The sequence below is a fragment of the Kutzneria buriramensis genome (assembly GCF_003387475.1).
GTDB lineage: Bacteria > Actinomycetota > Actinomycetes > Mycobacteriales > Pseudonocardiaceae > Kutzneria > Kutzneria buriramensis.
On sequence record NZ_QUNO01000017.1, the window covers coordinates 39,603 to 53,770 of the forward strand.

Here is a 14,168-nt window from a genome sequence, read left to right on the forward strand (position 1 = left end):
ACGCTCACGGCTGTTGTAAATGTTTTCACTGCTGGGCCTGACGAACTGGTCGCGTAAGCACCGGGTTCATCGGCACGCCCCTGGCGCCCGCGCTCAGCACCACGGGCCACGGCGACGACGCCTACGCCCTGCTCCTCCAGCAGGAATACCCGTCCTGGCTGTACGCCCTAAAACATGACGCGACCACCGTGTGGGAACGCTGGGACAGCATGCTGCCCGACGGCACCGTCAATCCCCCCGGCGAGATGACCTCCTTCAACCACTACGCCCTCGGTGCGATAGCCCAGTGGCTGCACACCACCGTCGCGGGACTTTCCACGGCGGCGCCGGGCTATGGGGAGGTCGTTTTCCGGCCCCGACCAGGCGGAGGACTGACCTGGGCCGAAGCAGCCCACCAATCGCCCTACGGCCGAGTGGCGATCCGACGGGAACTGCACGCCTCGCGCATCGAGGTGCGCACCACCGTGCGCACCGGCGCCAGCGCGCGAATCGAGTGGCCCGACGGAAGTGTCACGAACGTGCCGACCGGCACCACAACCACACTGCGGCCGACGTAGACCAGCGCCACTGTCCGTGCTCGAAACCATGCCGGTGACGCCCGGACGGCGACCGCCCCGGACCAGGTCGTGCTGTTTCTACACGGCAGCGCACACATCGACGAGATCAACGGCTTGCGCCGGCCACCGGCGTCCAGGCCGGCCGCCAGGTCGAGGTTCCCGGTCTACGCGTTGGCTCCGCAGTCTCAGCCGTCGACGCGAAATCGGCGCAGGCCATTGATGATCAATTCCAGGCCGAAGGTGAACTCGTCCGCCAACGGCACCGGCAGCGAATCGGCGACGGTGAGGGTGGCGGGAAACTCGGACGGATCCAGGCCGTGAAAGAGGGTGGACGCCTGCCCGTCGTCGGTCTGGCCGGCGGGACCGGCGAGCTGAATGGCGAAGCCCAGGACGAATCGGGCGAGCGTGGCGTAGGCGCGGGCGGCCACCGGTGGCGGAAAGCCGCTGCCGAGCAGGCGGGCGAGACATCGTTCGCGCAGGATCAGCGCGTTCGGCCCGATCGGTATCTGCCCGACGAGCAGCGGCGCGACATTCCGGTGCCGGCCGAGAGCGTCGAACATGGCCTCGGCGACCGTTCGGCAGGCCTCGTCCCAGTTCATCGTGGCGAACACGTCGGGAGCGAGGTCGACCTCGCCGAACACGTGGTCGACGACGCGGGCGACCAGCACCGTCCGGTTGGCGAAGTGCCGGTAGAGGGTGGCAGTGCTGGAGTCGAGCCGTTGCGCCAGCGTCCGCATGGAGAGGGCCTCGCCGCCGTCCTCGTCGACGATCTGCAGCGCCGTCGTGATGATCCGCGCCACCGGAAGGGCCGGGCGGCCGCGAGAACGGCGGCCCGTGGCGGATGTCTCGTCCGCGGCGCGGTCATTGGCCTTCACGGGTGGTGAGTATGCCGTCTCTTGACACACCCGGTGAATAACGGCAACACTGTTGTCGTTATGACGACCTCGTGCGAGATGGATCCCGACTCCCGGTACGCCACGGTGGACGGCGTCCGAATCCACTACAAGCGCGCTGGCCACGGACCTGCGGTCGTGCTGCTGCACGGCAGCGGATCGTCGGCGCACGGCTTCGAACGAGTGGCGGAGATGGTGTCGGCGTCGTTCGACGTCATCCGCCCCGACCTGCCCGGATTCGGTCTGACGGGCCCGCGCCCCGACCGCGACTACCGCGTCACGACGTACGCGGCGACCGTCGAGCGCTTCATGGCCAAGCTGGAGGTGCCGCGCTACGCGGTCGTCGGCAACTCGCTCGGTGGCAACATCGCGTGGAACCTGGCGCTGGACCAGCCGGACCGGGTCGACCGACTGGTGCTGATCAACGCGACGGGCTACCCGGAGAAGTCCCTGCCCGCTGGTCTCCGGTTGGCGCGCAACCCACTGCTGCGGCCGCTGCTGCGGCGTTGGCTGCCTCGCAGTGACTTCCGTTGGCAGTCGGTGTTCCGGCCCAACATCCGCCTGGCCGAGGGATACCGACGCGGGCGCGTCTTCCTCGCCGGCGACGCCGCCCACGTGCACACTCCGGCCGGCGCGCAGGGTCTGAACACCGGGATCCAGGACGCCTACAACCTCGGTTGGAAACTCGCCCAGGTGCTGGCCGGCGCCGATCCCGCGCTGCTGGACAGCTACGAAGCCGAACGACTGCCGATCGCCGCGAACGTGCTCGGCCTGTCCACCCAGAAGTACGAGGGCATCTCCAAGCTCTCCCCATCGAGCATCCGTCGCGGCAAGGACGAACAGCAACTGTTGTTGACCTATCACGGCGGCCCGCTGGCACCAGGCCACGGCGAACGCACGAAGACGCTGCGGGTGGGCGACCGTGCCCCGAACGCCGACCTGCTCCGCGCCGACGGCACACGGGTGCGGCTGTTCGACCTCTACCGCGGGTCCCACTTCACCGCCGTAGGCTACGGCGTCCGCGGCGTCGCCACCCTCGGCCTTCTCGACTCCCCCGCGTCCGGCGCGCCTCTCGAGCGGGTCGCGGTCGACGCGGGCTTCCACACCGCCAGAAGCGACGGGGTCCAGACCCTCGCCGACAACGCGGACTCCTTTCGCCGCGCCTACGGCGTGAGTCAGGACACCGTGCTGCTCATCCGTCCCGACGGCTACATCGGACACATCGCGACCAACGACCTACTCGACTCGACTCGCGCCGTCGTGCAAGCGATGACGCCCCCGGCATCGCCGGCCACGATTTCGGGGGTGGAGGAATGAACCGGACCCTGCTGCGAGGCGCTCGGGTGATCACCATGGCGCCGCACCGGCCCGACGTCGAACGTGCCGACATCCTCATCGACGGCGACTGCATCGCGGCCGTCGGACCCGATCTCGACGACCCCGCGGCCGAGACCGTCGATTTCTCCGACCGCATTGTCCTGCCCGGGCTGGTCAATGCGCACCTGCACACCTGGCAGACCGCGTTGCGCGGCGTAGGCGCCGACTGGACTCTGGCTGCGTACCTCGCACACATGCACGGCGACGTCGCCCGGAAGTTCACGCCGGACGACATGCACATCGCCACGCTCGCCGGCGCCTTGAGCCAGATCAACTGCGGCACGACGACCTTGGGCGACTGGTGCCACAACAACCCCACTCCTGACCACACCGACGCCGCCGTCGACGGACTGCTGCGCTCCGGGATCCGTGGCGTCTACCTGCACGGCACGCCCTACGTCTCGCCCAGCGCGGCGCACCCGGTGCACGAAGTCGACCGCTTGCTCGACGGGCCGGTCCGCACGCACGACCTGCTCACCGTCGGAATGGCCGTCCGCGGGCCGCAGCTGTCCACGCCCGAAGTCGCGGTGGCCGACTTCCGAGCAGCACGCGAGCGCGACATCATCGTGTCGACGCATCAAAGCGTCGGCATCCCCGGGTCCGGCTGGCAGGCGGTGCGCGCCGCCGGTCTGCTCGGGCCCCGCACGAACGTCGTCCACGGCGCCGGCCTCTCCGAAGACTGGGTTCAGACCTTGATCGAGGCTGGGGCCAGCTTCACCTGCACCCCCGAGAACGAACTCGGCCAAGGCCACGGCGCGCCCATCACCGCGCGATTGCTTCCGCTCGGAGCGGCGCCCTCCCTGGGCACCGACACCGACGCCGTCGTGCCTGGCGACGTCCTCACCGCCGCGCGGATCGCGCTGGCCCACCAGCGCGGCCTCGATCACGATCGTCTCCGGCAGTCGCCGACCGGGCAGTTCACCATGGAGCCGACGATCAGCGGCAAGCAGGCGTTGGCTTGGGCGACGGTCGAAGGCGCGCGGGCTCTCGGCCTGGCCGACCAGGTCGGCAGGATCGAGCCGGGTATGCAGGCCGATCTGGTCGTCGTCGACGGCCGCCGGCTGAACCTGTGGCCGGTGCACGACCCGATCGCCGCGGCGCTGCACGCCGGTGTCGGCGACATCGAGGCCGTCATGATCGCCGGCCGGTGGCGCAAACGCGACCACATCCTGACCGACGTCGACATCGCGGCATTGAAGGAAGAACTCCAGGAATCGGGTGATCGCCTGGCCCGCCGGTTGAGCCGCACCGGTCCCGTTGCGGGGTTACGCCGGCGAATCGTGCGGCGCGTCGTTCGGCAGAGCATGATCCGGCAGATCCGCACTCCCGGCCGTGAGGCCCCCTGACCGCGCCGACGTGGCGGTACGCGCTCTCAGGCTGACGGGCTGGAATGAACATGGCCTCTACTACGTGGCCATCTGTGGATCCAGTTCGTTCACGGCGGCAGCGAACGAACTGCTCGTGGCTCATCCCTCGCTGTCGCAGCAGATGAGTACGCTGGAGGCACTGGGGGCCGAACCACTCGAACGCGACCGCCAGGGCTTCGCACGCGTCCTCGTACCCAGGGCGATTCGAATCCGAGCACAACTCGGCCTCTGAGCTTGAAGCCGCCAAGTGGGTGCGCTCTCTCCACACGGCCTGACAAGCCCTCGGGCTTCGTCATGAGTATCCACGGACACGGCGCGACGCCGCTCTCTTCCGGGCTACGCGCCTACGAGCGGTCTGTTGAGATGTCAACACACCCGGGTTAAGCTGACGCCATGGAGAAGCTGACCGATGAGGAGATGGCGTTGTGGCAGGCATGGAAGCTCGCCTCCGAAACGGTGCGCACCCACATCGCCGCTGACATCACGGCAGCGACCGGACTGTCCGATCCGGACTTTGGCGTGCTGACTCGTGTTGTGGAGCTCAGCGGAGGCCGGATGCGGCAGAACCGATTGGCGGAGCTGATGGGCTATCACCGCAGCCGCCTGTCACATCACTTGGCGCGCATGGAAGAGCGCGGTTTGATCAGCCGAGAGGCCGTCGGTTCCGGGATGGAGGTCGTCGCCACCGCGGCCGGACGCGAAGCCGTGGCATTGGCCCGGCCCGTGCACGCGGCGGCCGTCCGTGAACACCTCATCGAACCGCTACGACGCGCTGATCCCAGCGTTTTCCTGGCCGGGCTGCGTGAGCTCACACCGTCGAAATAGGCCCCCAAACCGAAACAACCCCAGTTCATGCCTGGACCGGTCCCCCGCCACTGCCACTGGCCCCGCTCAGGTCCAACTCGGCGCATCCACGGCAGCGCGATTTTCACGACCATGGCCCGGGGTCATGTCCGGTCAGCGCGGTCGCGACATGCCGAGTTCGGCGGCCACCGCGCGTCCGATGCCGCGGGTCGCGCCGATGGCCTGCACGACCCGGGCGGAGGTGGTCACCATGTCAGTTGCACCTCGTCCTCGAACACGGCACCGGTCGGGCCGTCCTTGGGCAGTGTGGCCAGACGGATGGCGACCACGGCGGCTTCGGCGGGCCCGCGAGTACCGCGGAAGTTGTTGAAGTCGGTGGCCACGTGGCCGGGAGCCGCACCGTTGATCTTGATAGGGGTGTCGGCCAGCTCACGCGCGTAGTGGACGGTAATGGCGTTGAGCGCGGTCTTGGAACTGGAGTAGGCCATGTCCGGTTGGCCCACCCACGCGCCGGGCTCACCGATCGAGCCACGCTTGCTGGTGACGTTGACGATGCGACCAGCGGGTGACGCGTACAGGAGCGGCAGGAACGCGTTGATCATCCGTACGACGGCGAAGACGTTGGTCTCGTAGACGAACCGGAAGTCCTCGACGGTCTCCTCGGTCGGCTTGGGCAGGTGATCCAGCGGACGGTGGTTGAGCGTGTTCACCCCGGCGTTGTTGACCAGTACGTCGAGGTGGTCCCACGTGTTCTTGACCTGCGCAGCCGCCGACGCTACCTGCGCGTCGGAGGTGACGTCGAGTTCCATGACGCGGACGTCACCCAGTTCCGAGAGCTGGACAGCCGTCTCGGCGCCGCGTTGTGCGTCGCGCGCTCCGACGTAGGTGACGAAGCCCAGTGTGGCCAGCTCGGCGGCGATTGCCCGCCCTATCCCCTTGTTGGCGCCGGTTACCAGGGCCACTCGCGCGGCGGACGACGTCTCATGCGGTGTTGTCATATCAACACCATAGGTTCACCCATGTTGATATGTCAACACGCGCAGTCCGCCGTAGGATCGCGCACCGGCCGCACCACAGACGAAGTGGACCTGGCCTGGCCGGCGTTCCCGCGCCGGTTCGACATCGAGCACACCTTCCGCATGCTCGAGCAGACCCTGGGCTGGACCACCCCGAAACTCCGGTCCGACCGCTGGACCTGGCTGCTGCCGGCCGCCTGCACCCAACTGCGTCTGGCCCGCGTCCGGCGCGGGTATCGGCACCTACGCCGGCCCATCACGTGTCCGGCCGGTGTCCCGAAACCGTCCCGGCCCGGCCCCGGACGCCCCGCGGGAGTGCCCAACCGCCGGCCTGCCCGCCAACTGCAGTACTCGTACGGCGGCACGGTGATTCACAGCGGCGCTGCTCAGGTCGGGGTACAGGTCAGCGCCGGTGACGCTGCCGCCCCGGTGGCCTGGATCCCGAAGCTCGTGCTGCCACCCACACCGATCGAGCCGTTCCACCCGGCGTCCGTGGCGACCACCCTGCTGCCGTTCTGCTTCAGGCTGGTGTTCCACGAGTTGACGACCTGCTGGTCGCCGGGCCACGTCCAGCTCACCCGCCACCCGGTCATCGGCGTGTGGCGGTCATTGGTGACGGTCACCGTCGCCACGTGTCCGGTGCCCCAATCGCCGTTGATGTGCAGGCTGGCCGAGCACCCGGCCGCCGGCAGCACCAACAGCGTGATGGAGTTCGCCGGGTACGTCGCGTCGACGTGGCCGTTGCTCACCTGGAGATCACCACCGCGCACGATGGCTCCCAGGTTGTCTGGGCTGTAGGTGAACCGCTGCGCCGCGGCGGCGTTGTCGAAACCGGCAACCGACAGCGACGAGGTCAGGTCGCCGCCGGTCTTGTTGACGACCATGACCGTGAGCGCCTCGTCGGAGGAGCGCTGCGCCGCGTACACCGCCAGTTGGCCCTGGTCGGCCGAGGTCGCCGACACGCTGACGTCACCGAAGCGGCTGCCCGCGCCGTCGTAGTCGCGGTACATCCGGAACGCGTACGCGCCCGGATCGGTCGGTTTGGGCTCACCCCACAGCATGGCCAGGTCGAGGCCCTCACGGCCGAAGATGCCCAGGACGTCGGCCTCGGCCAACGCGCCGTTGATGTCGTCCAGCGCGCCCCAGTTGTACTCGGTGATGGCGGTCTTGGTGCCGGGGTTGTACTGGGCGACCCAGGACTTCATGGTGCGGACGAACTGCAGCGGCGGCGCGTTGACCCCGCTGGGGCCGATCCAGGACTCATCGACGTAGGTCGGGTCCCACAGCGACCGGGTGGACCGCAGTCGCAGCGCGTCGGACGCCGGGTCCGTGCCGCCGCTGATCTGCGGGTAGTAGTGCTGGTCGAAGTAGTCCAGGTAGCGCTTGCCGCCGTGGGCGTCGCTGTAGTCCTTCATGTTCTTGAGGTACCACTGGGAGAGGTTGAGCCCGCCGTGCGCGGCCGCGTCGGCGCCGGGCGCGCAGCCGTCCAGCCCGGAGGCAACCCACTCGCAGTAACCCCAGCCGGACGGGCCGAGGACCGCCGCGCTCGGGTCGGCCGCCTTGATGGCCGCCGCGGCGGCGGTGCCCTTGCCGCCCAGTTCGTCGTCGGAGACAGGATCGGGGTGCACGTCGCGATGCGTGCTGGACCACAGCACCGGTTCGTTGTCGAGCTCGTAGACCGGCACACCGCCCTGCGCCGCCGTGCCGAACTGGCTCACCAGGTGCGACACCATCTCGCCGTCGAAGGCCGCGTCCTGCGGGATCGAGGTGTCCGTGGGCACACCGGTCAGCTGCTGCCCGTTGAGCTGACCGTTGCCGCAGTTGGGGTCCCACTGGTCGAAACCGTCCTGCTGCGGAAACCGGGTCGCCGGAAAGCCGCAGGCGTACGGGTGCGACGCCGGCGAGTCCTTGGCCACCCACCCGATCAGGGGCACGGTGACGACCGGCTTGATGCCGCGGTCGAGGTTGGACTTGACCACGCCTTCGACGGAGTGTTGGTCGTCGGCGACGATGTTCTCGAAGTACCAGTCGCTGCCGGTGTTGTAGGTGTGGTTCTTGAAGTTGTAGCGGGTCGACGCGTTGCCGCCCCAGCGGGCCACGGTCTGGCCGATCTCGGCGCTGAAGGCCGGATCGCCGCCGTTGAGGCCGTAGATGTCGGGGCTGATCGCGTGGCGGGCGGCGGACACGTCCACAGACAGCGCGGGCCCGGCGGTCGCCGCCGCGGCGTTCATGGCTGCCGGGTTCGTCAACATCATTGCCACGACAGACGCCGCCAGGCCGACAGCCGTGACCGGTTGTCGCTTCCGCCATCGCCGAGTACCCACCACGGAGGCCTCCGCCCGATCCAGTGCGCGGACATTCTTGATTGGCCGACAGGATGCTGGAGGACGTGCGACATCCGTCAAGTCGCCCGTGACCGCCGGCGGCAGGAGCCGTCCGCCGCTGCAATCGGAAACCCTTGCTGCACCGTCACGTCAATGCCGTTGCGCCTCACGGCGTTCGACCGCCGGCTCTCCCGCGCCGTGTCACAGGCGACCGGTCAAGCCTTGGCTCTACCAGGGGATCTGGCGCCGGTAGCGCGGACACGTCAGCCGCGGCACGCGCCGCCTGCCCCACTGGGAAAGGCGGCGATTTCGCTTCTGTGCGTTGCGGGTTCGACTCCCGCGCCCTTCCATGACATCCCCGGCAGGCACGGAGGTGCTGGCACTGAAACTTACATGACCGGTGCTCTACGCGATCACGCATTGCCTGATCTCGTGTTTCGCCCAGCACACCGTGCAGGTGTTGGCCCTGCGCAGCTGCGTGCCCGTGGGGGCGTGGGAACCGTCGACCGTGACGGTGATGGGCGATGCGATCCACGCGATGAGTTCAGCACTGGACATCGGCGCCACATCGCACTGCGCGACGCGCACGTCCTCGGTGACGAACTGCTCGCCGTGGCCGGCGGGGTAAGGCCACGGCCACGTGGCGGTCGGCGTGAACAGGTGACGGGTCACGGACGGTGGCCCACGTGTCGCCGCACCCAGCTCGCGGCTCAACAGGAGCCCCCGGCCCAGTGGGCCACCCTGAGTCTGCGCAGGTCAGCGACGCACGCGTGGCGCCAGAGCACACATGCGTCAGCCGTCAGAGAAAATCTATGCCAGCCGGGGTAGACATTCGGCCGTGGGTGCGTGTAGTGTTCTGCTCGTCACGAGAGAAAAAACGTCAGATGGCACGGGAGATGACGAACTACCCGTGGAGCACAGGTAAGACGGCCAGGCATATCGGAGCCGATCACGGTACGGGGTTCCGGTGGGTGGCCGAGGACCGTCGCTCCCACCGGGCAGATACACCAGAGCCCAGCAGTGACGGTCGCAGCATGGAACGCAAGAGGGATCGACGCGGGAGATGACGAACTACCCGTGAGCAGTGGCTAGACGGTCACCGGCCGGAACCGATCGGTGAAAGGGGTTCCGGCGGGTGACCGAAGCAGTGAGCCGAAGGGGATCGGATCGTTCACTCGGTCCCGCGCGGTGACGCAGGTTGGAAATGCACAAGGCACGACAGCAGGACGCGGGAGATGGTGGACCGCCCGCGAGTCAGGGATGAAGTGCAGGACGGTCAGGTGCGCCGGAGCCGATCGGTGAAAGGGGTTCCGGTGGGTGACCAGCGGCATCAGGTGCTGGGCCCGAGCAAGGTGAGGGGTTCCGGGCATGATCGCCGCGAGAGGACGAGCACGAAAGTCACACAGTGGTTCATCACGTGTGAACAGCAGTACAGCAAGTCGAAGTACAGCAAGCGCAAGTGGCAGTACAGGTAATGCACGTCAGGTAGTCAGAGGAGAAGGGAAGGGTTACACGCCGTCGGATCGCCCGCTCCAGGCTGTGTCGCGCCGGGCGGGTACCGCAGTCCCATCGGAATGGAAGGTGGTCTTCGGTTACGCATATGCGATCCCCGCAGGTTCTGCCTCTCAGGCGGGCCACGCGGACAACGGAAGCCGGTCTCACGGCCGGTTGATGGTGATGAACCCGAACCCCTGGGGCCCCGGCGCTACACGCGCCGGGGCCCCTCGTGATGCGGAGGCTCGATGATCCCAGACCAGCAGGACACGGCCGGCACAAGTGCGGCCGACAAGTTCGACGATGAGCACTACCCCGCCTACACGATGGGCCGCGCGGCGGAGATGCTCGGCACCAGCGCGGGATTCCTGCGCAGCCTGGACGAGGCGAAACTGATCGAGCCGCAACGCTCGGCCGGTGGCCACCGTCGCTACTCGCGCCACCAGCTGCGGATCGCCGCCCGGGTGCGGGAACTGGTTGATCAGGGCACCGCGTTGGACGCGGCCTGCCGGATCATCACCCTGGAAGACCAACTCCACGAAGCCCAACGTGTCATCGCCGAACGAGACGACCAACCCTGACCACAGGTCCCGGTTGACCGGTCGAGGGTGTTGCTGAGGACGGTCGTAGCGGTCGGTGTCATCATTGGTCGGCCTCAGCAACTGTTCGCCCCGACGCGGCGCACGGACAACGCCTTCGGCATCGCACCGTCTGCTGGTTGCCCGTCAGCTTGTGGGGCTCGGGAACGCGATTCCATCTCCGACCCGGGTCTGCCTGGCCGCCGACCGGCGGGCTGCGACATCACGTAGTGCTGTTGTCGCTGCTCCACCTGATCGTGCGAGGCAGCGGTGGCTCAGCGGTTCGGAAGCGCGTAGCGAAGGATGCGTCCCCAGGTGGAGGCGTACTGCCGGAACAATGGGCCGGTGACGTAGGGAAGGCCGTAACGCTGGCAGATCGCGCGTACCCGGGGCGCGAGCGTGGCGTAGCGGTTGCTGGGGAGGTCGGGGAAGAGGTGGTGTTCGATCTGGTGACTGAGGTTGCCGGTGAGGATGTGGAAGAGGGGGCCGCCCTCGATGTTGGCCGAGCCCTGGATCTGGCGGAGGTACCACTGGCCGCGGGTCTCCTCCTGGACCTGCTCCTCGGTGAAGGTCTGGACCGCGCCGGGGAAGTGGCCGCACATGATGATGGTGTGCGACCAGATGTTGCGTACGGTGTTGGCGCAGAGGTTCCCCAGCAGGCAGGGAACCGCCGAAGGCCCCGCGAGTGCGGGGAAGAGCAGGTAGTCCTTGGCGAGTTGGCGCAAGGCCTTGGCCGCCAGTCTCGCCGCGTCGTTGACGAGGCGGCGAGGGCTCCTGCCGCCGGACAGGACCACGTCCGGTTCCAGGTCGTACAGCGCGATTCCCCATTCGAACACGGGGGCGAGCAGCGCGTTGACGAGCGGTTGGGCGAGGTGGGCCGGGTGCCAGGGCTGCTCGGGGCTCATCCGCAGGATGGTGTAGCCGAGGTCGCGGTCGCGTCCGACGACGTTGGTCCAGGTGTGGTGTTGGTGGTTGTGGGTGCGTTTCCAGGCGTCGGCCGGGGTGAGGAAGTCCCATTCCCACGTGCTGGAGTGGATCGCCGGGTCGCCCATCCAGTCCCATTGGCCGTGCAGGACGTTATGGCCTAGTTCCATGTTCTCCAGAATCTTGGCGGTGCTGAGCATCAGGGTCCCGCAGACCCAGGCGGGTGGGAACAGCGAGAACGCCAGGGCGATCCGGCCGGCGATCTCGAAGGCCCGCTGGTTGGTGATGATCCCTCGGATGTAGCGGGCGTCGCGCTCGCCGCGGGTGGCGATGACCTCGGCCCGCAGGCGGTCGAGTTCCTCCCCCAGTGCTTCGACCCACTCGGGCTGGGGCAAGGAATCGGATTCTGCGCCAGACGCGCGCACGCTGGGTTCTCCTTCGGGTCTAGATGTCGAGGGCGAGGCGACCGGCTGCGGCCGACACGCAGGTCTGGATCAACCGGCCGGGTTCGTCATGGATCTCGCCGGTCCTCAGGTCGCGCACTCGACCGTGTACCAGCGGGGTGAGGCAGCCGAAGCACAGGCCGCGACGGCATCCGTAGGGCATCGTGACGCCCGCCTGTTCGCCGATGTCCAGCAGGGGGACGGTGGTTGCGGCGTCGGTGTCGACACCGGTGCGGAGAAAGCGGACGCGGCCACCGGCGGTATCGCTTTCGTGCGGCGGAAACGGGGCCAGGCGGAAGCGCTCCACGTGCAGCTGCTCGGTCAGCTGGGCGTCGGCCCAGTGCGCCTCGACGGCGTGGAGCATCGCTTCGGGGCCACAGGCCCAGGTCTCTCGTTCGCGCCAGTCCGGGCAGAGGTCGGCGATACGCCCCGGGGTGACATGCCGGGACGGCTCACCGCCAGGGCGGGTGTGGTGTGGGACGAACCGGAACCAGGGCAACTGTCGGTGCATGGCCTGTAGCTCGTCGCGGAACAGGCACTCACGGATGGTGCGGCTGCTGTGGATGAGGAGCACATCAGGGTGCGCACCGGTCGGGGGGCGTTGGGCCAACGTGCGGAGCATGCCCATCACCGGGGCGATGCCGCTGCCGGCGGTGACCATCAGGATGCGCGGCGGGGGCGGGTCAGGAAGGCTGAAGTCGCCTTGCGCCGGCCCCAGTCGCAGCACCGTTCCCGGTGGCGTGTCCTGGGCCAGACGTGGCGAGATGCGGCCGCCGGCAACGGCCTGGACGGTGATGGACAGGAGCCCGTCGGTGGGCTCGGGCGGACAGGTCAGCGAGTAGGTGCGCCAGTGCAGCGCACCGTCGATCCGCACGCCTATGGGCAGGTACTGTCCGGCTTTGTGTCCGGCCCACCCCCGGCCGGGTTTGATCAGGAGTGTGGTGGCCTTGCCGGTCTCGGGCCGCGCCGCCACGACACGTCCGGCCGGGTGGCGGGCGCACAGCAGCGGATCGATCAGGCCGAGGTAGTCGTCCACAGTGAGCGGGCTGGTCAGCCAGGTCGCCGCGGCCAACAGGGGGTTGCCGCTCCAAGCTGGACGCAGAGGGAGTGCGGGCATTCGAGGGCTCCTCTTGCCTCAACTGCGCAGGGGGTGCTCGTACTCGCCTGCCCGCCCGGTCCGACTTCTTTCCTGCGGGAAGCAGTCGACCCCGGACGCACCCGAGCTTGCCTCGGGAACGCGCCGCGTGGGAGCCTGTCAGAACGCCAAAATTGTTGCGGTGCAAGGCGTTCGCCCTCCACCGCCGCTGTCCGAGGTCGGTTCTTATTGTGAGCCAGATACGGGGGTGGGGACAGGGGGCCATTGACGGCCTGCTGGCGGGGCTCAGTGCCAGCGATACCGCACAGGTCCGTGCTACGACGACAGCTCAACGGTCTGATCCGCTACGAGCCCACAGACCGATTCTGGCTGGCCGCACTGTCGTCGCTGCTGGCGTGCCGTCCACGGTGCATCCGGTCGCGGTGGCCGAGCAGGTGGCGCTGCTGGATCAGCTCTCTGGCGGCCGGTTCCAGCTGGGCGTCGGGCGTAGTGGGCCGTGGGTGGACCTGGAGGTGTTCGGCACCGGCCTGGACCGTTGCGAGCAAGGCTTCGCCGAGAGCCTGGACCTGCTGCTGACGGCCCTGAGCACGGGCCGGGTCCGGGCGGGCGGCGAGCGCTTCGCGTTCCGCGAGGTGCCGATCGTGCCCACCCTACGGCGGGCATCACCGCCGGTAGTGGTGGCGTGCACCTCGCCTGGCACCGTCGAGACGGCGGCCGCGCGCGGGTTGCCGATGCTGCTGGGATGCACATCGGCGACGAGGAGAAAGCCGCGATAGTGGCCCACTACACGAAGACAGCCGCCTGTAACGGCCGCGACCCCCACGCGGTGCGGCACACAACAGATGACAATCATTGTCAGCCGTACTGGGCGTCGTCGTGCGTGGCAGAGGTCGAGCCGGTTGTCAGCGGGACGGACCAGTCGGTCGCCGACGCCGGCGATGGGTCAGTGCTCGTCGACGTGGTCGCCGTGGACGGCGTGTCGGTGGCCGTCGTGCACGTAGTCGACGTGGTCGCCGTGCGGCACCGCGACGTGCCCACAGCCCTCGCCGTGAACGTGCCCGTGCGCGTCGTGGATGGTGTGGTCGGCCGGCTCGCACTCGTCGACGTGCCCCTCGTGCGCGCGGTGCAGGTGACCATCGTGGGCGTAGTCGACGTGGTCGCCGTGCGGGAGTGCGACATGACCGCAGCCCTCACCGTGAACGTGTTTGTGGCCGGAGTGCTCGACGTGAGTCGTCGTCATAATGTTGCTCGCTTCCTGGAAGCGTGATGCATGTCCAGACGTTCGAGACAACCGC

Annotated in this window: 14 protein-coding genes and 1 pseudogene; 8 read left to right on the forward strand and 7 right to left on the reverse strand. The window is 68.4% G+C overall.

Annotated features, from left to right (window positions below):
• Positions 1–59 precede the first annotated feature (59 nt).
• Positions 60–293 (forward strand): annotated as a pseudogene (locus BCF44_RS58740) (alpha-L-rhamnosidase-related protein); the annotation flags it as partial.
• Positions 291–557: an alpha-L-rhamnosidase C-terminal domain-containing protein gene (locus BCF44_RS58745; protein WP_281283200.1), complete on the forward strand. Its 267-nt coding sequence runs from the start codon at positions 291–293 to the stop codon at positions 555–557. The pseudogene BCF44_RS58740 and the gene BCF44_RS58745, both read left to right, overlap by 3 nt.
• 185 nt (positions 558–742) lie before the next feature.
• Here the strand turns inward: BCF44_RS58745 and BCF44_RS40065 are convergent, their stop codons facing one another.
• On the reverse strand, positions 743–1,432 hold the full coding sequence (locus tag BCF44_RS40065) for a TetR/AcrR family transcriptional regulator (protein ID WP_211353442.1): 690 nt from the start codon (positions 1,430–1,432) through the stop codon (positions 743–745).
• Between the two features lie 60 nt (positions 1,433–1,492).
• Here BCF44_RS40065 and BCF44_RS58750 point away from each other — a divergent pair, with 60 nt between their 5' ends.
• From BCF44_RS58750 to BCF44_RS40085, 4 genes are all read left to right on the forward strand, one after another.
• Entirely contained in the window at positions 1,493–2,767 is a 1,275-nt protein-coding gene (locus tag BCF44_RS58750; protein ID WP_116179735.1) for an alpha/beta fold hydrolase, read from the forward strand.
• Entirely contained in the window at positions 2,764–4,173 is a 1,410-nt protein-coding gene (locus BCF44_RS40075; protein ID WP_116179736.1) for an amidohydrolase family protein, read from the forward strand. The genes BCF44_RS58750 and BCF44_RS40075 overlap by 4 nt, the downstream gene beginning before the upstream one ends.
• 64 nt (positions 4,174–4,237) lie before the next feature.
• Positions 4,238–4,426 carry a LysR family transcriptional regulator gene (locus tag BCF44_RS59345; RefSeq protein WP_394468240.1) on the forward strand — a complete coding sequence of 63 codons (189 nt, stop codon included), beginning with the start codon at positions 4,238–4,240 and terminating at the stop codon, positions 4,424–4,426.
• 161 nt (positions 4,427–4,587) lie between these two features.
• On the forward strand, positions 4,588–5,019 hold the full coding sequence (locus BCF44_RS40085) for a MarR family winged helix-turn-helix transcriptional regulator (protein ID WP_116179738.1): 432 nt from the start codon (positions 4,588–4,590) through the stop codon (positions 5,017–5,019).
• A gap of 224 nt (positions 5,020–5,243) precedes the next feature.
• Here BCF44_RS40085 and BCF44_RS40090 read toward each other — a convergent pair whose 3' ends face one another.
• The 3 genes from BCF44_RS40090 to BCF44_RS40105 form a co-directional block, all read right to left on the reverse strand.
• Entirely contained in the window at positions 5,244–5,996 is a 753-nt protein-coding gene (locus BCF44_RS40090; RefSeq protein WP_116179739.1) for an SDR family NAD(P)-dependent oxidoreductase, read from the reverse strand.
• 404 nt (positions 5,997–6,400) lie between these two features.
• The gene (locus BCF44_RS40100) at positions 6,401–8,266 is read right to left on the reverse strand and encodes a glycoside hydrolase family 44 protein (protein WP_246016078.1); all 1,866 of its coding nucleotides are present in this window, start codon (positions 8,264–8,266) and stop codon (positions 6,401–6,403) included.
• A gap of 477 nt (positions 8,267–8,743) precedes the next feature.
• A complete protein-coding gene (locus BCF44_RS40105; RefSeq protein ID WP_116179741.1) occupies positions 8,744–9,010 on the reverse strand; it encodes a hypothetical protein in 267 nt (88 codons plus the stop codon).
• A 1,070-nt stretch (positions 9,011–10,080) separates the two neighbouring features.
• On the opposite strand from BCF44_RS40105, the gene BCF44_RS40115 reads away from it, so the two are divergent.
• Positions 10,081–10,413, forward strand: coding sequence for a helix-turn-helix domain-containing protein (locus BCF44_RS40115; RefSeq protein WP_116179743.1), 333 nt, complete (start codon positions 10,081–10,083; stop codon positions 10,411–10,413).
• 272 nt (positions 10,414–10,685) lie between these two features.
• Here BCF44_RS40115 and BCF44_RS40120 read toward each other — a convergent pair whose 3' ends face one another.
• A complete protein-coding gene (locus BCF44_RS40120) occupies positions 10,686–11,729 on the reverse strand; it encodes a fatty acid desaturase family protein (protein ID WP_246016079.1) in 1,044 nt (347 codons plus the stop codon).
• A gap of 49 nt (positions 11,730–11,778) precedes the next feature.
• Positions 11,779–12,813: a ferredoxin reductase gene (locus BCF44_RS40125; protein WP_246016080.1), complete on the reverse strand. Its 1,035-nt coding sequence runs from the start codon at positions 12,811–12,813 to the stop codon at positions 11,779–11,781.
• A gap of 455 nt (positions 12,814–13,268) precedes the next feature.
• On the opposite strand from BCF44_RS40125, the gene BCF44_RS58080 reads away from it, so the two are divergent.
• A complete protein-coding gene (locus tag BCF44_RS58080; RefSeq protein ID WP_246016081.1) occupies positions 13,269–13,649 on the forward strand; it encodes an LLM class flavin-dependent oxidoreductase in 381 nt (126 codons plus the stop codon).
• 167 nt (positions 13,650–13,816) lie between these two features.
• Here the strand turns inward: BCF44_RS58080 and BCF44_RS58085 are convergent, their stop codons facing one another.
• Positions 13,817–14,113, reverse strand: coding sequence for a hypothetical protein (locus tag BCF44_RS58085; protein ID WP_116179903.1), 297 nt, complete (start codon positions 14,111–14,113; stop codon positions 13,817–13,819).
• Positions 14,114–14,168: the final 55 nt, after the last annotated feature.